Here is a 23,872-nt window from a genome sequence, read left to right on the forward strand (position 1 = left end):
TAAATAATAAAGATTCGCAAAAAGTTTAAAAATTTTTGCATCGTAATTAAATAAAATTAGAAATACAAAATAATCACTGGGGGGCACGATCAATAGTTCTTCCTCTACCTCCCCTGCCTCCCCTGCCTCCCCTGCTTCCCCCGCTCTCTTTGTCATCAAACTTAGAAAACTTAATAATAAAAAGCACGACAGGGGGTAAAGACCCTTAAAATAATCAGGATTTGTATTCTCGTATTCCAAGGCAACGACTATGCCCCGCCGTGATGACCTCCGGAAGATTCTACTGTTAGGCTCTGGCCCAATTGTGATCGGACAAGCCTGTGAGTTTGACTACTCTGGCACTCAAGCCTGCAAAGCGCTGCGAGAAGAAGGCTATGAAGTGGTTTTGGTCAACTCCAACCCTGCAACGATTATGACCGACCCGGAAACGGCCGATCGCACTTACATTGAGCCGCTGACTCCGGAATTGGTCGAAAAAGTTATCGAAAAAGAACGCCCTGATGCTCTTTTACCAACGATGGGAGGACAAACTGCCCTCAACCTCGCCGTTGCTTTAGCAAAAAATGGGGTGTTGGAAAAGTACGGCGTTGAGTTAATCGGCGCTAAACTACCAGCGATCGAAAAAGCCGAAGATAGAAAACTTTTTGGTGAAGCAATGGCAAGGATTGGGATCGCCGTATGTCCCAGTGGCACAGCCGAATCTTTAGAAGAAGCCAAAGCTGTTGCCCGCCAAATTGGTAGTTATCCCCTAATTATTCGTCCAGCTTTCACAATGGGTGGAAGTGGCGGCGGTATTGCTTACAACCAAGAAGAATTTGAAGAAATGGCACAGGTAGGTATAGATGCCAGCCCCGTTTCGCAAATTCTCATTGACCAGTCTTTACTCGGCTGGAAAGAATATGAACTAGAAGTGATGCGCGATTTGGCAGATAACGTGGTGATTATCTGCTCCATCGAAAACCTTGACCCTATGGGCATTCACACCGGGGACTCGATTACCGTCGCTCCCGCGCAAACCCTCACTGATAAAGAATATCAAAGGCTGCGGGATATGGCAATTAAAATCATCCGCGAGATCGGTGTGGAAACTGGCGGTTCTAATATCCAGTTTGCTGTCAATCCGGTTAATGGGGATGTAGTTGTAATTGAGATGAACCCCCGCGTTTCCCGCAGTTCGGCTTTATCTTCCAAAGCCACGGGTTTCCCCATCGCCAAAATGGCAGCAAAGCTTGCTGTGGGCTACACCTTGGATGAAATTAAAAATGACATCACCAAGAAAACTCCGGCATCCTTTGAGCCGACAATTGACTATGTGGTGACAAAAATCCCTCGCTTCGCCTTTGAAAAGTTCCCAGGTTCCGAGGCAGTGCTGACAACCCAGATGAAATCAGTCGGGGAAGCAATGGCAATTGGGCGGACATTCAACGAATCTTTCCAAAAGGCGCTGCGATCGCTCGAAACCGGACGCGCTGGTTGGGGTTGCGACAAAGCCGAAAAATTACCCAGTGGCGAACAAATTCGGGCCCAACTGCGAACACCTAACCCCGATCGCATTTTCTCCGTGCGCCATGCCTTGCAACTAGGAATTAGTGCTGAGGAAATCTACGAACTGACTGGTATTGACCCGTGGTTCCTAGATAAATTTCAGCAACTGCTAGATGTCGAGAAATTCCTGAAGCGGACACCCTTGCAGCAATTGACAAAAGAGCAACTTTATGAAGTGAAGCGGGACGGATATAGCGATCGCCAGATTGCTTATGCCACCAAAACCACCGAAGATGAAGTTCGCGCCTACCGCAAGTCACTAGGGATTATCCCAGTTTATAAAACCGTAGATACCTGCGCCGCTGAGTTTGAAGCGTTTACTCCCTACTACTATTCTACCTACGAAGAAGAAACAGAGGTAATGCCCGCAACCAAGCCAAAAGTATTAATTTTGGGTGGTGGCCCCAACCGCATTGGACAGGGAATTGAGTTTGATTATTGTTGTTGTCACGCCGCTTATGCTTTGAAGAAAGCGGGTTATGAGACGATTATGGTCAACTCTAACCCAGAGACAGTTTCGACAGACTACGATACCAGCGATCGCCTTTACTTTGAGCCGTTAACAAAAGAAGATGTTATTAACATCATTGAAACTGAAAATCCAGTGGGTGTAATAATTCAGTTTGGCGGGCAAACACCGCTAAAGTTGGCTCTCCCATTACAAGAATTTCTTAGAAATGACACTTCTGGACTGCTCACCAAAATTTGGGGTACATCGCCAGATTCCATCGACATGGCAGAAAACCGGGAGCGGTTTGAAAAGATTCTCCAACAGTTGAATATTGCCCAGCCGCCTAATGGTATCGCTCGGAGTTACGAAGATGCGCTGATTGTCGCCAAACGCATTGGCTACCCGGTGGTGGTGCGTCCCAGCTATGTGTTGGGGGGACGGGCGATGGAAATCGTTTATTCTGATGCTGAGTTGGAACGCTACATGACCTTTGCGGTACTAGTGGAACCAGAACATCCGATTTTGATTGATAAGTTTTTGGAAAATGCGATCGAAGTCGATGTCGATGCGATCGCCGACCATACAGGAAGAGTGGTGATTGGTGGTATTATGGAACACATCGAACAAGCAGGAATTCACTCAGGAGATTCTGCTTGTTCCTTACCTTCCATTTCCCTATCACCAGCAGTTCTCAATCAAATTCGCACTTGGACAGTGCAGTTAGCACAAGCGCTGTCAGTCGTGGGATTGATGAATATCCAATTTGCCGTTGTCGGTGCAAGCAGTTATTCTCCCCAAGTCTACATTTTGGAAGCCAACCCCCGCGCCTCTCGCACAGTACCCTTTGTATCTAAAGCAACGGGCATACAGTTAGCGAAACTAGCGTCCTTAATTATGTCGGGGAAAACCTTAGAGGAGCTACATTTCACTGAGGAAGTCATTCCCACACATATTGCTGTAAAAGAAGCAGTATTACCCTTTAATAAATTCCCAGGAACTGATACAATATTGGGCCCAGAAATGCGATCCACTGGTGAGGTGATGGGGATTGACAGCGACTTTGGCCGGGCTTTTGCCAAAGCAGAATTAGGTGCTGGGGAGCGTTTACCGCTAAGTGGAACTGTATTTGTATCAATGAGCGATCGCGATAAAGCTGCCGCCGGTGCTGTGGTGAAGGAATTTATCGATTTAGGCTTTAGAGTGATGGCTACACTTGGTACACGTAGAGTTCTTCTCGAACACGGGTTAGAGATTGAGTTGGTGCTGAAACTCCATGAAGGTCGTCCCCATGTCCTAGATGCAATCAAAAACCAGAAAATCCAACTTATTATCAACACACCTTCAGGGGAAGAAGCCCATACCGATGCTAGGTTAATCCGCCGCACAGCTTTAGCTTACAAAATTCCCATCATTACTACCATCGCCGGCGCAAAAGCTACCGTCGCCGCCATCCGTTCTTTACAAAATACGACTTTGGATGTAAAAACCATTCAAGATTACTGCCCGATTGCGAGGTAGTAAAAAGTGGGGAGTAGGGGGGGAGAATAAAAAATTAGCTCTTTCTCCTCTGCTCCCTGCCCCCTGCCCCCTGCCCCTCTGCCCCTCTGCCCCTCTGCCCCTCTGCCCCTTCCCCTTCCCCAGAAAATTAAGTAATTGTTATAAGAGAATGACTATAGTTCTCATTAGAGATACTTTAACAAATATGAGGAAGCTTATGTTAGCCAGATAATTTCTTAAATTGACCTCTAGTCAACCTTCAGAGCAAGGGCTATATTGCCTGAACTGGAACAACCAGAAAATTTAATGTAACCATATAGCCAAAACATTCTCATAAATGTTACAATTGTTAATAATGTTCCAATAAAAAAATGTTTAAAAAGCGATCTTTTATCTAACTCTAGATACTTGTGAGAAGTAGGAAATAGCTGTAACTTTTAGCAGTTAAGAAGCCTAAATTTGATTATTATAAGCAGCCGAGTTTATCGGGCGCGTAAGTTGTAAACCATAGCATGGGTTCCCAGTCTGACTGGGTAGCACCCTAACAAAGCATCTATCCCTGAATGACCCTACCGCCAAACCCATCATTACCAAAGAGTAGCGCCATGAAGACCGCTCAGACAGCCACAGACCTCGTGCGGACTTACCTGCGTGAGATTGGCCGTGTGCCACTCTTAACCCACGAGGAAGAGATTTTCTATGGTAAACAGGTGCAACGTTCCTGCGCTTTGCACGAATCAAGGGAATCTCTTGCCACCCAGTTAGGTCGTCAACCGACTTTAGAAGAGTGGGCCAAAACGACCAAGCTAGAACCAGCAGAGTTGAACGAAGCGATCGCTGATGCTGAAATTGCCAAGCGCAAGATGGTAGAAGCGAATTTGCGGCTGGTAGTGTCCGTTGCCAAAAAGTATATAAAGCGCAACGTCGATTTACTGGACTTGATCCAAGAAGGTAGTATTGGTATGCAACGGGGCGTGGAAAAGTTTGACCCTACCAAAGGGTATAGGTTTTCTACCTATGCCTATTGGTGGATTCGGCAAGCGATAACTCGTGCTATAGCCGAAAAAGCCCGCACAATTCGGTTGCCTATTCATATAACCGAAAAACTAAATAAGATTAAAAAAGCACAGCGGCAATTGTCTCAAAAATTGGGACGCGCTCCTACAGCCGGTGAGCTAGCTCAAGAATTAGAATTGACTCCCAAACAAGTACGAGAGTACCTAGAAAAGGCACGTTTGCCCCTTTCCTTGGATTTGCGGCTGGGTGATAATTACGACACTGAACTCGGAGAAATGCTGGAAGATCCAGGAGCTTCTCCGGAAGAGTTTGTCATGCAATCTTCCCTATCTTATGACTTAGATCGCCTGATGGGTGACCTCACGCCACAACAGAGGGAAGTGATTACCCTGCGCTTTGGCTTAACTGATGGGCAAGCCCTGACGCTGGCTAGAATCGGTGAAATACTGAACATCAGCCGGGAACGAGTTCGGCAAATTGAGCGGGAAGCCTTAACTAAACTTCGCAAGTCTAAAGCCAACATGGGTGAATATTTGGCAAGTTAGTCATTGGTCATTAGTCATTAGTCCTTTGTTATTCGTTATTAGTTATTTACAAAGGACAAATGACCGATGGGTGAGAAAATACGCTGACTTTGGTACGGTTACACCTACTTCCACTCTTAAGTTAGGCTGTTACATTAGTTGACAGGAAGACAAAAGAACTAAGTCAATCCAAAACAGGCATTTAATATTTAAATCACAAGCACCGCAGCCAACAGTGGTAGTTAAGGAGCTAAAAAATGAGTAACCCATCCAATCGTGTATCAGAATTTTTTAATAGCGAATCAGAAACTAACGATTTACTATGGCAGTACGTTAAATCCTTGAGTCCAGAGACAGTTACCCAGCTATCCAAACCGACGTCTGCCGAAGTGTTTCAAGTCATGGAACGGAATATTACAGGGCTGTTGGGTAATCTACCTTCAGAACATTTTGGTGTCACTCTAACCACCAGTCGAGAAAGTCTGGGTCGGCTTCTCGCTTCTGCTATGATTAGTGGTTATTTCTTGCGTAACGCTGAACAGAGAATGAATTTTGAAATCGCCTTACAAGGGAGTGAAACCAACAACAGCCAAATTGACTAAAAATATAAAATTTGGGAAATTCAATCAATATTGTTGTTGGGCTGATAGGAATTGAAAATAAGCCTCTGCGATATCTTTGGTATTAATTCCCGATCGCGATCGGCTAAATTTTTTGAAAATATCCAAAATAGTGACGAATTAAGGTTTAAATTTAACCGCATAGGCGCTTCGACTTGCCGCAGGGTAGGAGTGCAGAGATTAGGACAGAGTAGCGGGGAATTTTTGAATGCTGTTCTCTATAAACTGATGCAATTTAGAAATTAGTTCAACTAGAGGTGTATTTCTAAATGATTAATATACATTTGTGGATAAACTAACAGAGGCGGACGACCTTTGCAATAAATCTAAACTCGGCAGAGTTATAACTAGTCTGCCGAGTTTTGTTATTAGTCATTAGTCTCCCTCATCTCCCCCTCTTATCAATCAATTATGAATGAAACCAGTTCTTTCCCACCCCATAAAATCATTGGTGTTGCAGTAATTTGGAATGACCAAGAGCAAATTTTAATCGATCGCCGTCGTCCAGAAGGAGCGATGGGTGGTTTGTGGGAATTTCCTGGTGGTAAAATTGAGCCTGGTGAAACGATCCAAGAGTGTATTCAACGGGAAATTTCCGAAGAACTGGGAATAGTAATTGAAGTCGGAGAGCATCTGATTACTATTGACCATAGCTATACAGACTTGCGCGTTACCCTCACAGTACATCACTGCCGCCATCTTACAGGTGTTCCCCAACCTTTGGAATCGGATGAAATTCGCTGGGTAACCTTGGAAGAACTGGAGCAATTTACTTTTCCTAAAGCAAATAGTCTAATTATTGCTGCCTTAAAAGGAACTGGGGGCTAAGAAAGAAGCAGAGGGAACAGGAAAGCAGGGGAGCAGAGGAGCAGGGGAGCAGAGGAGCAGAGGACGAATAATTAATAACCAATGCCCAATGACAAATGACAAATACTTCTGACAAATACTTCGGCTTCTCTACGAGACGCTGCGCGAACGCTCAGTACAAGTGACAAATGACAAATAACAAATGACTAATCCCGTAACAATCTATTAATTGCATCAGGTTGAGTCCCGCAATTTTCTACAATAAGCGCAGGGACTTTGATTAAAGGTGTCAGTAAATAAATGCCTAAAACCGTTGCCGATGTGATGAGCCGCGATCCAATTGTTGTTCGGACAGAAACTCCATTGAAGGAAGCTATCCAAATTCTCGCAGAACGCCACATCAGCGGATTACCTGTTGTGGATGATGTCGGTAAATTGGTCGGTATTATCTCAGAAACCGATTTGATGTGGCAAGAAACTGGTGTTACTCCACCTGCGTATATTATGTTTCTTGATAGCGTTATCTATTTAAAAAATCCTGCTACGTATGACCGTGACTTGCACAAAGCACTAGGGCAAACCGTTGGGGAGGTGATGAGTAAAAACCCGATCGCTATTTCCCCTGATAAAACTTTAAGGGAAGCCGCTACAATCATGCACGATCGCAGCGTTCACCGCTTGCCGGTAGTTGAGGACGCGGATCGAGTAATTGGTATCCTCACTCGTGGTGATATTATTCGGGCAATGGCAGCAAGTCAAGATTAGTCATTAGTCATTGGTCATTAGTCATTGGTCATTAGTCAAAAGTTTTTAATACTTAACTGTTGACTTTTGACTGTTTTTTACAGCTTTGAAAATCAAGGATAACAAAATGAGTATTACTCCGGAGTCTGTTAAGCAATTACTCAGTTCTGAGGATTTAGGCGATCGCTTACGTGCAGTAAATCAAATCCGCCAATTGGAACCTGCAATCGGCTTTGAATTAATTCAAAGTGCGATTGGCGATCGCAATTCCCGTGTCCGTTACTCAGCGGTGAGTCAAATGGATACACTTGGAACGCAAGATTTACAAATATCCTTGGATATCTTGCGCGATCGCTTGCTTCATGACTCCGAAGTAGATGTACAAGCAGCAGCAGCAGACTGTTTGGGTGCTCTGAAGTTACGCGAAGCTTTTGAAGATTTGCAGCAACTTTATCACACAACCGGTGAATGGCTAATACAATTCAGTATTATTGCTACATTAGGAGAGTTGGGCGATCCACGAGCCTTTGAGCTACTCAAAGAGGCACTCTCATCAGAAAACGAATTAGTTCAAACTGCTGCGATTAGTTCTTTGGGTGACTTGGGAGATGTACAAGCTGTTCCCCTATTGGCTCCCTATGCTACCAATCCAGATTGGCAAATTCGTTACAGACTTGTACAAGCCTTGGCTCGTTTGGGTAATGCAGAAGCCAAATCTATATTAGAAACTTTGGCTGATGATGAAGTAGAAGCGATCGCAAATGAAGCGAAAGAATCTTTGCAATCAGCTTAAGTCTATCTCAGGTTAAGAAAATTTATCCTTTAATAGATTTGTCTGACAATAGAAAAAAATTCGATCTGGTTGGTAAAATTTTGCATTCCAGCCAGATCGAATAGATAAATTAGAGTTACTTTTAGTTGCTAAAAGTAACTTTTTTATTAGGATAGGTTGCTCTATTGAGCGAAACTTTTGCGGCGGCGAGACATAACCATTACTGCACCGACTGCACCCAAGCCTAGTAATGCAGCTGGTTCGGGAACTGAAGTTACCGCAAGACCTGTGAAACTTGCACTAATTGTTCCACCCTTATCAAAAGTTGTTTTTGCAGCAGTATCTTGAGTAGCAAAAGTGATATATCCTTCTCCTTGACTTCCATCGTCAAAGATTCCCTTGAACTTTAAGTTGATATCTGTTCCTCCATTTTGTGGAGTAAAAACTGCTGGATCGAGACTAGTCAAACTAAACAGTTTTTTACCGTCCAAAGTACCAACATCAATAAACGCGGAAGGTGAAAGAAATGGATTTATTTGGAAGCCTTTGATAAAACCTCTAGAATCAGATAAAAAATCTCCTGTCTGATGTGAAAGTAAAATTGCTCCTGGATCGGGAAGAAAGTTTACAAAGGTGTTGCTAATAGTGGCTGTAGTTGGCAGATCGGAAGGGTTTCTATCAGAAGTGCTGTAGTTAAATGAACCAATGTATGCTTGAGCAGAACCAGCAGAAGTAAACAAGCCAGCGGTAGCTAAAGGAATCGCAACAGTCAAAGCTAAAGTTGCATTTAGTAATTTAGATTTAAAATCAATCATTGTCCTTTGAGGCTCCTAGTAATAACCTTAAATCAGAGCAATTGCTTTACTTTTAATCTCAGTAATTTATTTATGGAAAATACTGTCAGTGAAAGCGAAACTTGCGTGATGTATTTCTTATCTCCATAAAATCACATAGATTTAGAGCCTGCCATATTTACTGAGTGGTCTTCATCACATCTTTAATGCATTCCTATCCTTTATGAAATTTTAATTCGTTATATATTTGCGCTTCGTATATCTTTCATTCCATAGGGTTTAAATTGTTGGCAATAGCTCTGACTTTAAGAAAAATAATTTACGTATCCTTAACAAGTTAGTACTTATTAATACTTAAATTTACTCAACCATATTTTAGATAAATGGAGTATGCAGTGTATCTATAATCTCTCTAGTTACTAATACTTAGCGAAACGGTTCCTCCCGTAGAACAAATGGGAGGAACCGCTGTATTTGTTTACTATTGAATGTTTTTAATAGCTAGCCTAGCTGCTAGCTATTATTGATGTTCTCTAATCTGTCAAACCTTTCAAATATTAAGTACCAAATACTTGTGGCCATGTTGTCACAACAAAAACTACAACCGCTGCGATCGCCAACAACCCTTGAATCAAATTTCCAATCAAAGATCCAACTACAATTCCTATACCCGCCTTAACCGCCAACCCGAATTCACGTCGGTAAAGGTACTCACCAATAATTGCTCCCAAAAGCGGGCCTAGTAAAATCCCTAACAGTGGCCCTCCAAAAGGCAATGCTGGTAATAACCCCAAAAATCCCACCACCAAACCGACAATTGCGCCGATTTGCCCCCACTTGCTAGCTCCGGCTTGTCTTGCTCCCACATAGCTAGCTAAAAAATCCACTCCGACACTGAGCAGTAAAACTATAACTGTCACAATTAGGGGAATCTTGATAGCTGCAAAGGAACTACTAACGATTCCCCAGACGATAATTGCAATTAAAATTAAGCTGCTACCAGGAATGGCTGGAACTACAGCACCAATGATACCCACAAGCATTACAGCAAGTAATAGCCAATAAATAATTTGCATAGATAGAATTGTAAATTTCTAAATTTCTGAGTCAGTTAGTCATTACTAGGGGCGTCCCCATTGCATATTGTATCTGGGCGAGATGTTGAAAAATGCTTAGACTTTCAATCTGAACTAAATATGATTTTCTGGTTCAATCTGGTAAAATCTCTCTCTATCGCTCTTGCCTCGTCTTGGTAATTGTCGGTAGTGGCAATTAATTCAGTTGTTGGGCAGATACAATTTATACTATTCAAAAAAACTTAATAGCAAGCGCCTTAGTTGCGGTTTATTTACTACCCAAACCCCTAGCCACAGGCGTAGCGGAAGCATAAGCCGTTCGTAATAAGTAACTGAACTTCCCAAACCCTCCAAGATAAAGCTCAAAACCCATGACGAGAAAAATTTTAACTGGACTGAGTTCAGCAGCCTACGAGCATCCTTTTGATCGCAAAGCTCTAGCTTCTTTGCAAAATATGCCTGGTGTCTCCTTGCTACTCAAAAAAATTAACGAATACGGCATCGATCGCCTACTCAGACTGCAAAGCCTTGGTAGTGAAATCAGAATTTCATCCCGAAATTTTCCCGAATTGCATCAGAAATTTGTAGAAACCTGCCAAATTCTTGATGTTGCTCCACTTCCTGAACTGTATCTGTTTCAAGGTACAGGTCACATTGAAAGCTACATTGTTGGCGTGGAAAAACCCCTTGTCGGTATAAATTTGGATGCAATGGAGTGGCTTGACGCAGATGAGTTGCTTTACATTTTCGGGCACGAAATCGCTCGCATCAAGAGTCAGCATATGGTTTATCACCAAATGGCAATTGTTATGCCAACTTTGAAAAATTTGTTGAGCAGTACCACATTGGGTGTCGGTGGCTTGGTAGCTAGTGGAATGGAACTGGGTTTGTATAATTGGCGGATGATGGCTAGATTCACTGCCGATCGGGCTGCAATGCTTGCTTGCCAGGATATTGAGGTAGCGATCGTTACACTGATGAAACTCGCGGGTTTGCCAGATGAGTACTTGACTACTGCTGTAATCGAAGATTTCCTTGTACAAGCTCGTGAGTTTGCATCCAATAACCTTGATACTGTAGATCGGGTCACCAAAATATTAAGCTATACAGAACCTGGGCTTAACTGGGTAGTTATGCGGGCTGGCGAATTATTAAAATGGGTTGATTCAGGAGAATATGAGAATGTAATTCAACTGAAAAATTTAAAGACACCGGAAGAAGCAGAAGAAAAAGAAGCAAAGACACCGGAAGAAAAAGAAGGGTGGAATTTTTTGACTTCTTGGTGACTTCTAAACAAGCGAATAACCTAAGTATTAAGAGTAACAGCAAGTTTATCAGCAATTCCCGCAATCCAGTTTTCATCTTGTTTGGTGTAACTGCGAGGAGCATTCGCACCCAAAATTAGCGCACCTTGGTTACCAATAGGTTGACAAATTACACCTTGAGTGTTCTCTGGTAAATAATCAAATTCAAGCCTACCTGGATATACTTTTAGTGCAACTAGATAAATCGGCTTTTGTTTTTCGAGTACCTGTTTTAAGATTACTCCTGGTACAACCTCAGATTTAGTACCCAGAATCCCGCGACGCAACAGAACTTTACCTTGATAAAAAACCACAAGCGATCGCGTTACTGTATTAGTCAACAATAAATGAGATGCCCAAGCTAGCTCTGTTTTGACGGCTTCAGGTAAATCTGCTGCTAGTACAAAACCAACTTCACCAATTAGTTCTACAGTATCAGGCGATCGCGGCTGAACTTGCTGCCAAATTAAACCCGTCAAAATTAATACCGCACTCAAAATCACGCCCACCACATCACCACGCGATTGAGACTGGGTTAATTCCGGTGTCAATAAACGATTAATCAGCAAAAGCACAGCGCCTAGCCCACCCACAACAATGGGTAGACGCCGCAAAAATCGATTGGGATCGGGTTTAGTCATTAGAAATTGGGAATTGGGAATTGAGCATTGAGTATGCAGAAGAGACAAGGTAGACAAGGGAGAGACTTATTCAATATATTCCCCTTATCCCCTTGCCTCCTCTGCCCCTCTGCCCCTCTGCTCCCCTGCTCCCCTGCTCCCTCATGTCTCACTCCTCCCCTGGTTCAATAATCCGCTGGAAAAGATAACCAGTACCCCGCGCGGTGAGAATCAATTCTGGGTTGCTAGGATCGTCTTCTAACTTTGCCCGCAAACGGGATATATGCACATCCACTACGCGGGTATCAACATGGCGTTCTGGTGTGTAACCCCAAACTTCCTGCAAAATTTCCGAACGAGAAAAAGCTTCTCCAGAGCGACTGACTAACAACTCTAATAAGCTGAACTCCATACCCGTCAACCGAATTCGCTCATCACCTTTGTAAACTTGTCGCTTATTCGTATCGATTTTAATATTAGCGACATGGATCACCCCAGAACTAGGAATGCCAGAAGCACTGGTTTTGTCTACCCGCCGCAACACCGAGCGAATTCGAGCTTCTAGCTCCTTAGGGGAAAATGGTTTAACTACATAGTCATCAGCACCCAATTCTAGCCCAGTGATGCGATCGGCTACATCACCCAAGGCTGTTAGCATAATAATGGGGACATCTGATTCTTTTCGTAATTCTTGACATACACCGTAGCCGTCTAGCTTTGGCATCATTACATCCAAAACTACCAGGTCTGGCTCGGTTTTGCGAAAAGTTTCTAAAGCTTCTTCTCCGTCGCCAGCCGTCACTACATCGTAGCCAATCATGGAAAGGCGCGTTTCCAAAATCCGGCGAATGCTGGCTTCGTCGTCTACCACCAAGATTTTTTCTTTATGGCTTTCCAAGTTTCTCAAGGCTCCTTAACTAAAAATTTACATGATTAATTTTTAATACCATAATATTAAGATATCATTCCATCAATTGATTTGGAAAAAGCCCTGAATACTACTATTATTGGTTTTTAGTTTTTTTCAAGAATTAAGTAAATATTAAGATTATTTAATAAGATTTAAGAATGGCAAAGCCAAAAACCTTTTACGTTTGTAACGAATGTGGAGCAGAATCACCCCAGTGGTTTGGTAAGTGTCCAGCTTGCGGCACTTATAATTCTCTAGAAGAACAAATTTCTATCCAGTCTTCAGTAGATGTACCCAGCCGAGGGGGAGTGAGTAGTTGGCAATCAACTCAAACAAATGGCAAATCTCACTCTAAACCAGCGAAAGCGCGAGCCTCTTTAACATTTGACCAAATTACCGATCGCCAAATTGCCCGCTGGGAGTCTGGTTATGAAGAATTAGATCGGGTGCTTGGGGGTGGGGTTGTTCCTGGCTCTATGGTGCTGATTGGTGGCGATCCAGGGATTGGGAAATCGACTTTATTGCTGCAAGTATCAAATCAACTAGCGCAGAAATATCGCATCCTTTATGTAACTGGTGAAGAATCGGGACAGCAAGTAAAATTACGAGCTTCTCGGTTGGGAGTATCAAAAACCCTAAGCGTGGTGAATGAGGAGAAGGTTGCTGTAGTAGTAGATACTACACTTCCTATAGACCCTGACAGTATAGGTGCAGATTTATATGTATTGCCAGAAACAGATTTAGAAGAAATTTTACGGGAAATAGACTCTCTAAAGCCAAACGTGGCGGTGATTGATAGTATCCAAACGGTGTTCTTTCCAGCGCTGACTTCCGCACCAGGTTCAGTGGCTCAGGTACGGGAATGTACGGCCGCACTGATGAAAGTGGCGAAGCACGAAGATGTCACTATGCTGATTGTGGGACATGTTACCAAAGAAGGAGCGATCGCTGGGCCAAAAGTCTTAGAACATTTAGTAGATACAGTGTTGTACTTTGAAGGCGATCGCTTTGCTTCCCATCGGTTATTACGCACAGTAAAAAATCGCTTCGGCGCAACTCACGAAATCGGCATCTTTGAAATGGTAGCCGAGGGACTGCGGGAAGTCTCCAACCCCTCAGAGCTATTTTTAGGCAACCGTGACGATCCTGCACCTGGTACTGCTATTGTCGTTGCTTGTGAAGGTACTCGCCCCATCGTTGTAGAATTGCAAGCTTTGGTGAGTCCCACCAGCTATCCCTCACCCCGTCGTGCTGGTACTGGCGTAGATTACAACCGCTTGGTGCAAATTCTCGCCGTCTTAGAAAAACGGGTGGGAATTCCCATGTCGAAATTGGATTCCTACGTTGCTTCTGCGGGTGGATTGAATGTGGAAGAACCGGCGGTAGATTTAGGAATTGCGATCGCGATCGTTGCAAGTTTCCGCGATCGCATAGTCGATCCCGGTACAGTATTAATCGGTGAAGTTGGGCTAGGCGGACAAGTGCGATCGGTTTCCCAAATGGAACTGCGGTTGAAAGAAGCTGCTAAGTTGGGATTTAAACGAGCGATCGTGCCAAAAGGGACAAAATTTCCCGACTTAAATATTGAGATATTACCAGTATCTAAAGTAATAGATGCGATTATCGCCGCCATCCCGCATCAAGAATTGACAGCCGACGATTTAGAACCTGATGAAGAAGAGTAACTATATAGCCCCCTTTTTAAACGGGCTTGAGGGGAGCTAAAATAATCACTCTCCATTTCTCCTCTCTCTGTGTTCTCTGCGTCTCTGTGGTTCGTAATTTATTTCTTGTAAATTTACCATCCCAAAGGACAACCCACGATGACAGCCCTCACCCAAGACTACCAAATCACTTGGGAAAAACTACCCGATGATTACAAACTCCCAGACGATCCAGTGGACAACATCAACCAACCAGCCTTAGCTGCTGCACTTACAGAAAGCTTACAATTAGCCGAAAAAATTTCTGCTAACGCCCTAACAACAACTAATTACGGCATTTGTGCCACTCTCAACAACAAAATGGTGATTAAAGCCCCTGATTGGGCTTTCATTGCCAAAATTAACGTTAATAGAGAAGAAGTAATACGCAGTTACACACCTCAATTACAGGGTGACATTCCCGTAATTGTGATGGAATTTGTTTCCGATATACAGGAGACAGAATATTCTATCAAAGCGACATATCCCCCAGGAAAATGGTTTTTCTACGAGCGCATTTTAAAAGTACCAAACTATATTATCTTTGAGCCAGACAGCGGTAGTTTCGAGATGTATCGCTTAGGAAACACAGAACAGTACATTTTGCAAGAGTCTGATGAAAATCAACGCTACTGGATAACAGAAATGAATCTTTACCTTGGGGTGTGGCAAGGTACTCGTGAAAATCGTGTAGGAAAGTGGTTACGGTGGTGGGATGAACAAGGAAACCTTTTACCTTGGGGTTCTGAGTTAGCCCAACAGGAACGCGATCGCGCCGAACAAGAACGGCAACGTGCTGAACGACTAGCAGCACAATTGCGGGCGGCGGGAATTGAGCCGGAAAATTAGACTTCCTCTAAATAATTTAGGTTTGCTAGATTAGCGAAAAATTTGCTAAATCTAGCATTTTTTTTAGAAATATGAAATTTTAAATAATACCAATTACAGCCAAGAATTGAGAGTATTTTTGTTAATTGTTATTGTTAATATTACCAAAGCTAAAGCTAATTTATTCCCGTTAAAACTTGAAAATTATTATTAATAATTTTCAAGTTTGCAGTTGATAAGTATAATTTTATACCCTAATATAAAGACATGATAAAGGCGATCGCCTAATCCCGGAAAGAAGAATGCGATCGCCTTTATGTCACCCCTTTATCAGGAGATAAATACAATGATGGCACAATTACAAAAGTCTGCCCAATCACAGTTAAAGCAATACCTGGGTGAAAATTTAGATACACCCACCCGCAAGGAATCAACTGCACAGCCACTTCCCAACAGAGAACCGATTAAGCATCTACTGATTGGTTCTCCCAAAGCTGTTAGCAGTACAATTCACTACTTGCAGGTAATTGGCTATGCCAGTGTAGGAGATTGGAGTCCACTGCTACCAACCGCCAACCCAGGTGAAGTAATGAGTATTTTAAGCCGTCAAATTTTAACGCAATAACCCCTATCTAACTTAGATCCCCGACTTTTCAAAAAAGTCGGGGATCTGAACATTGCTTAAAGTCCAGCTAACCGTAACGAACGCAAAGCTTATGAGTCAGACCTTTGAAATGGATGATGACTTATGTCCTGAATACGACTTTACTCAACTCCCAGTTATAGCACAGGGTCAAGGGCGCAAACGATCTACCCTAACTGTCCAGTTAGATCCCGATCGATGTAGCAGCAATTTTTCCAGATTCTGGGGCAGTTAATGAAGGGCTACGCCTATTGATAAGATTGATTCAACAAACATCATCCCAAACAGCTGTAGAGTCTGTAACTGCATCAAAAGAGGTATAGTTAAACAAAAGCGATGTCTGTGATGGGTTAAGCCTACGTCCCATTTAATCTAAAAATGCGATCGCTATAAATTTATTACAATTGAATACACTGCTTATTGTCGGCTGCATCAGAATTGCCTAAAGTTTACCTTGCTAAATACCCGTAATGAAACAAATCAAAATTATTGTAGAAAAACATTCTGACGGTTATGTTGCCTATCCTCTTAGTATAAAAGGGGCTGTAGTTGGTCAAGGTGATACTTATGAAGAAGCTTTAGCCGATGTCAAGTCAGCTATTCGTTGCTATATCGAAATATTTGGCAAAGAAATGCTCGAAGATGACTCACCAGTAATCGAAGCTTTTGTGATAGATGCAGAGGTGGCTATTTAATGCCCAAGTTTCCTGTAGACGCTCCAAAGAAAAGAGTTATTAAAGCATTTGAGTTACTGGGGTTTCACATCATTCGGGAACGCGAACATATTGTTATGGTGCGAGAAAATGAAGATGGCTCGCAAACACCATTAGTCATGCCTAATCAATCTCAAATTAAATCAGGGACATTAAGATCGATTTGCACTCAAGTAGCTATCTCGCGGGACGAATTCTTAACAGCCTATGAGCAAAGTTGAGTAAAGAACTTAATGTAGAGACACTATAGATATACAGCTTAGACATCAACTTTGCCAAAAACTGAGATTTATGGTGTGCCAAAATAAATATCAGTAAAACTACGGTTTTGACCAATGGCGTGGAATCCAGGGCAGGAGTTATTTGGTAGTCGCTACATCATTGAGAGAAAATTAGGCGAAGGTGGAGTTGGGATTACCTATCTTGCGAAAAATCGACGCGGTGAATTGCGAGTCATCAAAACCCTCAGAGAACAAATCCTCAATCATCCTGACTGGATACCACATCAAGATAAATTACGGCATGACTTCCGGGATGAAGCTTTGCGACTGACTTTGTGTCGCCATCCTCATGTTGTGCAGGTAGAAAACGTCTTTGATGAAGGTAATTTGCCATGTATGGCGATGGAGTACATCGAAGGCGAAGATTTGGGGAAGCTGATAACCGAAAAAGGGGCGTTACCAGAAGCAGAAGCACTACTATATATTAGGCAAATTGGCGAAGCTTTGATATTGGTTCATGAGAAAGGCTTGCTGCATCGGGATTTGAAGCCGAGTAATATTATGATGCGGGCGGGTAAACCAGAAGCGGTGCTAATTGACTTTGGTCTTGCTAGACAATTTATTTCTGGTGCAGCTTTACAGCATACAGAGAGTGTTACTCATGGTTACGCGCCACCAGAACAATATGTACCCATCGAACAACGGGGAGAATATATAGATGTTTACGCCTTCGCAGCTACGTTATATTCTTTAGTGACTGGACAATTGCCTATGCCAGCACCAGCTAGACTGCAAAATTTTACGCTACAAGCACCCAAGGAGTTGAATGGCAGGGTTAGCGACAGGGTGAATGAGGCAATTATGAAGGGGATGGCGTTAAATTACAAGTTTCGTCCCCAGTCTGTGCAGGAGTGGTTGGATTTGTTGGGTGCAAGTCCCATACCGCCAACACAACCAGTAATATCTCGATCTCGTCCCAATACACCCCCATCTTGGGAATGCGCCCACATCATCCCTGGTATTAATGGAAGAGTCGCCCTTAGCCCCAAGGAAGATATTTTAGCAAGTGTGGCACATTCAGTTATTCACTTGTTTTCATCAACTACAGGTCAACTTCTTTGCACCCTCACTGGTCATTCCAAAAGGGTTAATTCCGTCGCCATCAGTAGTGATGGGCAAATTCTTGCTAGTGGTAGTAACGACAACACTATCAAACTGTGGTCGGTGACAACAGGAAAGGAAATTCGCACCCTCACTGGTCATTCTGACTGGGTTAGTTCCGTAGCCATCAGTAGTGATGGGCAAATTCTTGCTAGTGGTAGTCAGGACAACACGATCAAACTGTGGTCGGTGACAACCGGAAAGGAAATTCGCACCCTCACTGGTCATTCTGAGTTGGTGAGATCCGTAGCCATCAGTAGTGATGGGCAAATTCTCGCTAGTGGTAGTTGGGACAACACGATCAAACTGTGGTCGGTGACAACAGGAAAGGAAATTCGCACCCTCACTGGTCATTCTGAGTCGGTTAATTCCGTAGCCATCAGTAGTGATGGGCAAATTCTTGCTAGTGGTAGTTGGGACAACACGATCAAACTGTGGTCGGTGACAACCGGAAAGGAAATTCGCACCCTCACTGGTCATTCTGAGTTGGTTAATTCCGTAGCCATCAGTAGTGATGGGCAAATTCTCGCTAGTGGTAGTTGGGACAACACGATCAAACTGTGGTCGGTGACAACCGGAAAGGAAATTCGCACCCTCACTGGTCATTCCGAGTCGGTTAATTCCGTAGCCATCAGTAGTGATGGGCAAATTCTCGCTAGTGGTAGTAACGACAACACTATCAAACTGTGGTCGGTGACAACAGGAAAGGAAATTCGCACCCTCACTGGTTATTCTGACTGGGTTAGTTCCGTAGCCATCAGTAGTGATGGGCAAATTCTTGCTAGTGGTAGTAAGCACAACACGATCAAACTGTGGTCGGTGACAACCGGAAATGAAATTCGCACCCTCACTGGTCATTCTGAGTTGGTGAGATCCGTAGCCATCAGTAGTGATGGGCAAATTCTTGCTAGTGGTAGTCAGGACAACACGATCAAACTGTGGTCGGTGACAACCGGAAAGGAAATTCGCACCCTCACTGGTCATTCCTCCTGGGTTTTTTCCGTAGCCATCAGTAGTGATGGGCAAATTCTCGCTAGTGGTAGTGACGACAACACGATCAAACTGTGGTCGGTGACAACCGGAAAGGAAATTCGCACCCTCACTGGTCATTCTGAGTTGGTGAGATCCGTAGCCATCAGTAGTGATGGGCAAATTCTTGCTAGTGGTAGTAAGGACAACACTATCAAACTGTGGTCGGTGACAATCGGAAAGGAAATTCGCACCCTCACTGGTCATTCCGAGTCGGTTAATTCCGTAGCCATCAGTAGTGATGGGCAAATTCTCGCTAGTGGTAGTGACGACAACACTATCAAACTGTGGTCGGTGACAACTGGAAGGGAAATTCGCACCCTCACTGGTCATTCCGAGTTGGTTTTTTCCGTAGCCATCAGTAGTGATAAGCAAATTCTCGCTAGTGGTAGTGACGACAACACTATCAAACTGTGGGAAATATCAACAGGTAAAGAAATTCACAGCCTGGCTCATTTTGACGGAGTTTTATCTGTCGCCTTTAGCCCCGATGGAAATTGGCTTGCTGCTGGAGATGCTAGCGGGAATATCAAAATATGGCGATCGCAGCTAGTTGTGCAATAACAGCGTCAAAATAATATTAGAACTAGCGAACAATAAACATAATATGAAAGCATACGAATTTCCTGCCAATGTCACCGATGAAGGCAAAATAGAATTACCAAATGTGATTTGGCAACAGTTAGCAAATAACCAGCAGGTAAAAGTAATTATTCTCGTCAATGAACCCACAGAAGAAGAACAAGAAGAAACAGCTTGGCATCGTCTTGCAGCCGAACAATTACTAAAAGGCTACAGCGAAGATGATGCTATCTACGACACGATTTAATCAATGCAAAATTATCAATCTGGTTCTGTTATATTGCTCAAGTTGCCATTTTCTGATGCAGTAACATTCAAACTTCGCCCAGTATTAGTACTTTTAGATACCGGAGATGACGATGTTATTGTGGCGCGTATTACCAGTCAAATCACTCAAACTGCTTTTGATGTTGAAATTATCGAATGGCAGAAAGCAGGTTTAATGCGTCCTTCGGTAGTGAGATTGCATAAGATAAATAAAAGGAAAGAGCCTTTGAATCTTACTCCCCTTCCCTTGTAGGGAAGGGGCTGGGGTTAGGTCTTTATTCCACTCAACCGAGAAGCCCTACAAACCCTATTGCTCTTTAACCTACAACTGTTTAGCTCTAAACACAAACTTTTTAACTTCAAACGAAAACATTCTCACTTCAAACCAGAAACTTCTCGTTTTCAACCAGAACATTCTCACTTCAAACCAAAAACTTCTCGTTTTCAACCAGAACATTTTCACTTCAAACCAGAAAGTTCTCGTTTAAAACCAAAACATTCTCACTTGAAACGAAAACGTTCTTATTTGAAACAAGAACGTTCTTGCTGACAACAGCAAAATTTGAGCTTCTGACTGGAAGTTTTTCACTTGAAACAGAAACACCCAAACTCAGAAGCTCAAAGTTTTAGGTTTTTAGGTAGAAGCATTGAGTTAATTTCTCGACTTAGGGAACTCCAAATAAAAAATACTCAACTACTTCTTGTGGGGTGGACGACACGATAGCCCATAGCCAAGGGCGGACAAGATGTCCACCCCACAAGATTGGATAATTTATTTGTTGGAAGTCCCTTATGAACTTTGTGGTTGCACTTTTTTAGCTTTCCGGGCAAATCTGCGTCCTAAATCATCAATCATTGACTCTAAACCCGCGCCTTTACCACTGACTTTCGCATAGTTATATACCATCAACCCCGCCGCATAAGCTTCGCTACCAACAGCCACAGAAGTATCATCCACCAGTTCTTGCAGTTGCGTCAACGACAGCAAAATGGGATACAGTGCTTCAAATAATTCGATATCTTGGCGCATTTCATTCAAGTCAAAAGAACGAGGTAAGAAGTCAGGGTTTTGTGTGCCGATTTCCAACGCCTTACTCACAAACGCCCGACTCTTATCCCCCAGCTTAGGTAAAGCTTTACGCTCCTCGGTTGTCAAATCAATCAAAAACGGTAACTTTTCGCGGATAGTAGTAATAGCTTGCATCACGGCTTCCCTGTCTGCCGAGGAAAGTTTTGCACTGACTTTATTATCTGCCATTATTCATACACCTTTAATGGTACTAAATTTCAGTATTCCCCAAGTAATTTAGAAAGTAATAGTTATTTATAAGCAATTAAGAAAATTTTTTATACCTTTAAATAAGTGATATCTCGCTAATTACCAACCTTGAGCAAGTTTCACAATTAGAGTCCAGTGGCATTTGACCCAAGGAAGCCGAACATTTAGAGATAATAGTAGCAGAGGTAATCTCAAAATTTGGCATTAGCAAAGCGGTGCGCTAGCACTTCGCAGCTAATTGTAAAATAACATTATTACTTCTATAGGAATCTTATTTGATTGCGTGAAAAAACTCAGTACACATCTATTCGCTTCTGTTCCCTATTCCCTATTCCCTCTTAGCTCGACTTTATCCAATTACGCGGCATAAACGGCAATGTCCCGCAAACGTTCAAACAAAGGGCGAGGTACTTTTACCATCTCAAAGGATTCATGGGACATTGAAAAAGTGCTAGCCCACAAAAATCGCCGCACTAAAGCCAGTGCATCTGAGAAGGAAGGCAAATGTTTGGAGTACCAACTTGTTTGCCGGACTTGCCACTGAAAATCATTTTGTAAATGGTGTGCCAAGACAGTAACTAAGGAAAAAAGCCCAAATAATAATGGTGTTGTACGAGCGATCGCTTTGTCAGACCAAAGACAAAGTTGAGTTTCAACTCCCAAGTGTGCCCTGACTTCCTCAAAAGTAACTTCCACTTGCCATCGACGTACAAACCACTCCAAAATCTGTATAGGAGAATAAGCCAGACCAGTGCTGAGTATTGCCTGTGTTTCAAACTTACCTTTTGGGTCACGAATCAATACCCAACGAATTGGGACTACAGGCTTTGCGGTGTGATACCAAACAGCAGTGTCACTACAAATTTCTACCTCGCGTTTGCCTTGGCCATACCAGTTGTTAACTATCACAGTTTGCCAATGAGCGTTGGGGTCAACTGATATGTGTTCTAGATTTGGTAATCTTTTGCCTTTGAGTGCTGGTCGCCCCATAGTACCTGCTTTCCTGTTGAGTGCTGGCTCATATAATGCGGCATCCAAACGTAACCGAGTAATCATGTGTATGGGCAACTTGTGCTGACTCACACGAAATAGAAGTTCTAATGCTGCAAAACTGCTATCTGCAACCATTACCAACTCTCGGTTCGGCAACCATCGTCGAATTTGTAACATCATTTGCCTTCCCCAATCGGTCAGGGTTTTATGGCGACGTTTAAGTTGCTGGTTGTAACGTTCAGATGGTGCTAAAGCGGTGAGAAAAGGCAAAGCCCAAACTCTTTGTGCCCAAGGTATTTCTACAAGTAACATGACTCCTAACCATCGTAGACCACTAACTTTGACAAACTGGCTGTGGCTTGAACGTACTGGGTCACGATAGATACCTTTTGCTTTGATTTTCTTCCCTTTCCTCCTTTCAATGGTGTCGTCAATTCCCATAATAATTGGCCCTGATGGGACAAAAATACTGATCAGAATCATTAACAAAATGCGACTAGCTTCTAAGTTTGACCACACCGCACGACTTAAAACACGATGATAATTTTGAAAATTTTTCTCATGCGCTATTCCCATGACTTCCAGTATTGAGGATACTGTACGCTTTCGCGTCGTTAGAATTGCCCCAATCATCAGTACTTCGGCCTGCTTCCAGACTCTGGTTGAGAAAAGCCTTGAGAACACTTGTATGATACTGGCTATTCCTGCGGGTAAATTCAGGCTCATGGGTATAGATGCATATTGTCATTGACGCTACTTCCTATTTTCCCATGTTCATGTTTCTTCCTTTTGCCCCCTCATATTCTCAAAAATGGATAAAGTCGAGCTTAGAAGCTGTGAATTTAGCATAATAAGTACGCTAGAGCCATAAAAGTAATAGCCGAAAAATATCAAACCCAATTTTTATTATGACTTCTTCTCCCCATTACATCCCTCAATCTGACCCGCCGCTTCCTCCTTGGGAAACTCTACCAACGATGTATGATTTACCAAGTGACAACCCAGAGGAACCAGGTTTGCCAGACGATTTTCACTTTTTACAGCCTCTACTTTTATACTTAACTTTTCAGCCCATTAACTGGAATCCCGAATTAGTTTACAGTGCTGCTGACCTTAATCTTTACTATGATTTACAACATCCTTTGTGGTATAAGCGCCCAGATTGGTTTGGTGTAGTAGGCGTAGGAAAATTATACAAAGGGCAAGACTTGCGGTTAAGTTATGTAACTTGGCAAGAACCAGCAAATCCCTTCGTAGTTGTTGAGTTATTATCTCCAGGTACGGAAGACGAAGATTTAGGCACAAGAAGAGAAAATGCAGCAGATAAACCTCCTAGCAAATGGGAAGTTTATGAGCGAATTCTGCGGATTCCCTACTATGTTGTTTTTAGTCGCTACACTAATGAACTTCGGGCTTTTCAGTTAGTCGGCGGTCACTATGAACCAATGAACTTGACTAATGGATACCTACTAATGCCAGAGATAGATTTAAGTTTAGGCTTATGGCAAGGTTCATTTCGAGATATTGAAAGGTTGTGGTTAAGGTGGTTCACTTTAACGGGAGAATTAATTCCCGCACCCACAGAGGAAGCGGCGGCTGCTACTGAACGAGCTATCATTGCCGAACAAGAAGCTGCTCAAGCCAAACGAAAAGTAGAACAATTAACAGAACGTTTGCGTCAGTTAGGCGTGAATCCTGATGAACTAGATGAATTGTTGTAGCTTCACAAGTCTTTTCTGATACGCAGTATCATTTTCTGCTTTTGAGGAATC

23 protein-coding genes are annotated in these 23,872 nt (G+C 43.0%); 17 read left to right on the forward strand and 6 right to left on the reverse strand.

Annotated elements, in window-relative coordinates; translation table 11 throughout:
* The first annotated feature begins 250 nt into the window (after positions 1–250).
* The 6 genes from carB (at position 251) to nblB (ending at position 7,998) form a co-directional block, all read left to right on the forward strand.
* A complete protein-coding gene (carB, locus tag V7L01_RS25605; RefSeq protein ID WP_335039736.1) occupies positions 251–3,514 on the forward strand; it encodes a carbamoyl-phosphate synthase large subunit in 3,264 nt (1,087 codons plus the stop codon).
* 584 nt (positions 3,515–4,098) lie between these two features.
* On the forward strand, positions 4,099–5,055 hold the full coding sequence (locus tag V7L01_RS25610; protein WP_335039738.1) for an RNA polymerase sigma factor, RpoD/SigA family: 957 nt from the start codon (positions 4,099–4,101) through the stop codon (positions 5,053–5,055).
* Positions 5,056–5,291: 236 nt separating this feature from the next.
* A complete protein-coding gene (locus V7L01_RS25615; protein ID WP_335039740.1) occupies positions 5,292–5,636 on the forward strand; it encodes a DUF760 domain-containing protein in 345 nt (114 codons plus the stop codon).
* 429 nt (positions 5,637–6,065) lie between these two features.
* Positions 6,066–6,482, forward strand: a complete 417-nt coding sequence (gene mutT / locus V7L01_RS25620; RefSeq protein ID WP_335039741.1) for an 8-oxo-dGTP diphosphatase MutT — start codon at positions 6,066–6,068, stop codon at positions 6,480–6,482.
* 279 nt (positions 6,483–6,761) lie between these two features.
* On the forward strand, positions 6,762–7,226 hold the full coding sequence (locus V7L01_RS25625) for a CBS domain-containing protein (RefSeq protein ID WP_335039742.1): 465 nt from the start codon (positions 6,762–6,764) through the stop codon (positions 7,224–7,226).
* Positions 7,227–7,332: 106 nt separating this feature from the next.
* A complete protein-coding gene (gene nblB / locus V7L01_RS25630; protein ID WP_335039744.1) occupies positions 7,333–7,998 on the forward strand; it encodes a phycobilisome degradation protein NblB in 666 nt (221 codons plus the stop codon).
* A gap of 161 nt (positions 7,999–8,159) precedes the next feature.
* On the opposite strand, the gene V7L01_RS25635 is transcribed toward nblB, so the two are convergent.
* Together V7L01_RS25635 and V7L01_RS25640 are read right to left on the reverse strand one after the other, a co-directional pair.
* Complete coding sequence (locus V7L01_RS25635) at positions 8,160–8,792, reverse strand: PEP-CTERM sorting domain-containing protein (protein WP_335039747.1); 633 nt, start codon at positions 8,790–8,792, stop codon at positions 8,160–8,162.
* A 536-nt stretch (positions 8,793–9,328) separates the two neighbouring features.
* The gene (locus V7L01_RS25640; protein WP_335039749.1) at positions 9,329–9,847 is read right to left on the reverse strand and encodes a DUF456 domain-containing protein; all 519 of its coding nucleotides are present in this window, start codon (positions 9,845–9,847) and stop codon (positions 9,329–9,331) included.
* 371 nt (positions 9,848–10,218) lie between these two features.
* Between V7L01_RS25640 and V7L01_RS25645 the strand changes: the two genes are divergently transcribed.
* A complete protein-coding gene (locus V7L01_RS25645; protein WP_335039751.1) occupies positions 10,219–11,133 on the forward strand; it encodes a M48 family metallopeptidase in 915 nt (304 codons plus the stop codon).
* A gap of 20 nt (positions 11,134–11,153) precedes the next feature.
* Here the strand turns inward: V7L01_RS25645 and V7L01_RS25650 are convergent, their stop codons facing one another.
* On the reverse strand, positions 11,154–11,792 hold the full coding sequence (locus V7L01_RS25650) for a cofactor assembly of complex C subunit B (RefSeq protein ID WP_335039752.1): 639 nt from the start codon (positions 11,790–11,792) through the stop codon (positions 11,154–11,156).
* Between the two features lie 148 nt (positions 11,793–11,940).
* Positions 11,941–12,669 (reverse strand): response regulator transcription factor RpaB, encoded by a 729-nt coding sequence (gene rpaB, locus V7L01_RS25655; RefSeq protein WP_292717362.1) that lies wholly within the window; start codon positions 12,667–12,669, stop codon positions 11,941–11,943.
* A 170-nt stretch (positions 12,670–12,839) separates the two neighbouring features.
* Between rpaB and radA the strand changes: the two genes are divergently transcribed.
* The 9 genes from radA to V7L01_RS25700 all read left to right on the forward strand — a co-directional run bounded on the left by radA (position 12,840) and on the right by V7L01_RS25700 (position 20,081).
* Complete coding sequence (gene radA, locus V7L01_RS25660; protein ID WP_335039755.1) at positions 12,840–14,366, forward strand: DNA repair protein RadA; 1,527 nt, start codon at positions 12,840–12,842, stop codon at positions 14,364–14,366.
* A gap of 138 nt (positions 14,367–14,504) precedes the next feature.
* Complete coding sequence (locus tag V7L01_RS25665; RefSeq protein ID WP_335039757.1) at positions 14,505–15,233, forward strand: Uma2 family endonuclease; 729 nt, start codon at positions 14,505–14,507, stop codon at positions 15,231–15,233.
* Positions 15,234–15,558: 325 nt separating this feature from the next.
* A complete protein-coding gene (locus V7L01_RS25670; protein ID WP_335039759.1) occupies positions 15,559–15,837 on the forward strand; it encodes a hypothetical protein in 279 nt (92 codons plus the stop codon).
* Between the two features lie 91 nt (positions 15,838–15,928).
* Positions 15,929–16,090, forward strand: a complete 162-nt coding sequence (locus tag V7L01_RS25675; protein WP_335039761.1) for a hypothetical protein — start codon at positions 15,929–15,931, stop codon at positions 16,088–16,090.
* A 235-nt stretch (positions 16,091–16,325) separates the two neighbouring features.
* A complete protein-coding gene (locus V7L01_RS25680; RefSeq protein WP_335039763.1) occupies positions 16,326–16,550 on the forward strand; it encodes a type II toxin-antitoxin system HicB family antitoxin in 225 nt (74 codons plus the stop codon).
* Entirely contained in the window at positions 16,550–16,789 is a 240-nt protein-coding gene (locus tag V7L01_RS25685; protein ID WP_335039765.1) for a type II toxin-antitoxin system HicA family toxin, read from the forward strand. Before V7L01_RS25680 ends, V7L01_RS25685 begins: the two co-directional genes overlap by 1 nt.
* A gap of 114 nt (positions 16,790–16,903) precedes the next feature.
* The gene (locus V7L01_RS25690) at positions 16,904–19,543 is read left to right on the forward strand and encodes a protein kinase domain-containing protein (RefSeq protein ID WP_335039766.1); all 2,640 of its coding nucleotides are present in this window, start codon (positions 16,904–16,906) and stop codon (positions 19,541–19,543) included.
* Between the two features lie 43 nt (positions 19,544–19,586).
* A complete protein-coding gene (locus tag V7L01_RS25695) occupies positions 19,587–19,808 on the forward strand; it encodes a hypothetical protein (RefSeq protein WP_335039768.1) in 222 nt (73 codons plus the stop codon).
* A 3-nt stretch (positions 19,809–19,811) separates the two neighbouring features.
* The gene (locus tag V7L01_RS25700) at positions 19,812–20,081 is read left to right on the forward strand and encodes a type II toxin-antitoxin system PemK/MazF family toxin (protein WP_335039769.1); all 270 of its coding nucleotides are present in this window, start codon (positions 19,812–19,814) and stop codon (positions 20,079–20,081) included.
* Between the two features lie 537 nt (positions 20,082–20,618).
* On the opposite strand, the gene V7L01_RS25705 is transcribed toward V7L01_RS25700, so the two are convergent.
* The gene (locus tag V7L01_RS25705) at positions 20,619–21,086 is read right to left on the reverse strand and encodes a hypothetical protein (RefSeq protein ID WP_099102204.1); all 468 of its coding nucleotides are present in this window, start codon (positions 21,084–21,086) and stop codon (positions 20,619–20,621) included.
* Between the two features lie 378 nt (positions 21,087–21,464).
* Positions 21,465–22,826: an IS701 family transposase gene (locus tag V7L01_RS25710; protein WP_335039774.1), complete on the reverse strand. Its 1,362-nt coding sequence runs from the start codon at positions 22,824–22,826 to the stop codon at positions 21,465–21,467.
* Between the two features lie 182 nt (positions 22,827–23,008).
* Between V7L01_RS25710 and V7L01_RS25715 the strand changes: the two genes are divergently transcribed.
* A complete protein-coding gene (locus tag V7L01_RS25715; protein WP_335039776.1) occupies positions 23,009–23,821 on the forward strand; it encodes a Uma2 family endonuclease in 813 nt (270 codons plus the stop codon).
* Positions 23,822–23,872 lie beyond the last annotated feature (51 nt).

Origin of the sequence: Nostoc sp., from assembly GCF_036917095.1 — a bacterium.
Lineage (GTDB): Bacteria > Cyanobacteriota > Cyanobacteriia > Cyanobacteriales > Nostocaceae > Nostoc.

Excerpts from the sequence above, each read along its gene's own strand:
- V7L01_RS25680 (WP_335039763.1), top strand. The coding sequence starts at position 16,326 with ATGAAACAAATCAAAATTATTGTAGAAAAACATTCTGACGGTTATGTT.
- V7L01_RS25650 (WP_335039752.1), bottom strand. The coding sequence starts at position 11,792 with ATGACTAAACCCGATCCCAATCGATTTTTGCGGCGTCTACCCATTGTT.
- V7L01_RS25615 (WP_335039740.1), top strand. The coding sequence starts at position 5,292 with ATGAGTAACCCATCCAATCGTGTATCAGAATTTTTTAATAGCGAATCA.
- V7L01_RS25705 (WP_099102204.1), bottom strand. The coding sequence starts at position 21,086 with ATGGCAGATAATAAAGTCAGTGCAAAACTTTCCTCGGCAGACAGGGAA.
- V7L01_RS25710 (WP_335039774.1), bottom strand. The coding sequence starts at position 22,826 with ATGAGCCTGAATTTACCCGCAGGAATAGCCAGTATCATACAAGTGTTC.
- V7L01_RS25640 (WP_335039749.1), bottom strand. The coding sequence starts at position 9,847 with ATGCAAATTATTTATTGGCTATTACTTGCTGTAATGCTTGTGGGTATC.
- radA (WP_335039755.1), top strand. The coding sequence starts at position 12,840 with ATGGCAAAGCCAAAAACCTTTTACGTTTGTAACGAATGTGGAGCAGAA.
- V7L01_RS25700 (WP_335039769.1), top strand. The coding sequence starts at position 19,812 with ATGCAAAATTATCAATCTGGTTCTGTTATATTGCTCAAGTTGCCATTT.
- V7L01_RS25675 (WP_335039761.1), top strand. The coding sequence starts at position 15,929 with ATGAGTCAGACCTTTGAAATGGATGATGACTTATGTCCTGAATACGAC.
- carB (WP_335039736.1), top strand. The coding sequence starts at position 251 with ATGCCCCGCCGTGATGACCTCCGGAAGATTCTACTGTTAGGCTCTGGC.
- V7L01_RS25670 (WP_335039759.1), top strand. The coding sequence starts at position 15,559 with ATGATGGCACAATTACAAAAGTCTGCCCAATCACAGTTAAAGCAATAC.
- V7L01_RS25690 (WP_335039766.1), top strand. The coding sequence starts at position 16,904 with ATGGCGTGGAATCCAGGGCAGGAGTTATTTGGTAGTCGCTACATCATT.
- V7L01_RS25625 (WP_335039742.1), top strand. The coding sequence starts at position 6,762 with ATGCCTAAAACCGTTGCCGATGTGATGAGCCGCGATCCAATTGTTGTT.
- V7L01_RS25645 (WP_335039751.1), top strand. The coding sequence starts at position 10,219 with ATGACGAGAAAAATTTTAACTGGACTGAGTTCAGCAGCCTACGAGCAT.
- V7L01_RS25685 (WP_335039765.1), top strand. The coding sequence starts at position 16,550 with ATGCCCAAGTTTCCTGTAGACGCTCCAAAGAAAAGAGTTATTAAAGCA.
- V7L01_RS25665 (WP_335039757.1), top strand. The coding sequence starts at position 14,505 with ATGACAGCCCTCACCCAAGACTACCAAATCACTTGGGAAAAACTACCC.
- V7L01_RS25635 (WP_335039747.1), bottom strand. The coding sequence starts at position 8,792 with ATGATTGATTTTAAATCTAAATTACTAAATGCAACTTTAGCTTTGACT.
- mutT (WP_335039741.1), top strand. The coding sequence starts at position 6,066 with ATGAATGAAACCAGTTCTTTCCCACCCCATAAAATCATTGGTGTTGCA.
- nblB (WP_335039744.1), top strand. The coding sequence starts at position 7,333 with ATGAGTATTACTCCGGAGTCTGTTAAGCAATTACTCAGTTCTGAGGAT.
- V7L01_RS25610 (WP_335039738.1), top strand. The coding sequence starts at position 4,099 with ATGAAGACCGCTCAGACAGCCACAGACCTCGTGCGGACTTACCTGCGT.
- V7L01_RS25715 (WP_335039776.1), top strand. The coding sequence starts at position 23,009 with ATGACTTCTTCTCCCCATTACATCCCTCAATCTGACCCGCCGCTTCCT.
- V7L01_RS25695 (WP_335039768.1), top strand. The coding sequence starts at position 19,587 with ATGAAAGCATACGAATTTCCTGCCAATGTCACCGATGAAGGCAAAATA.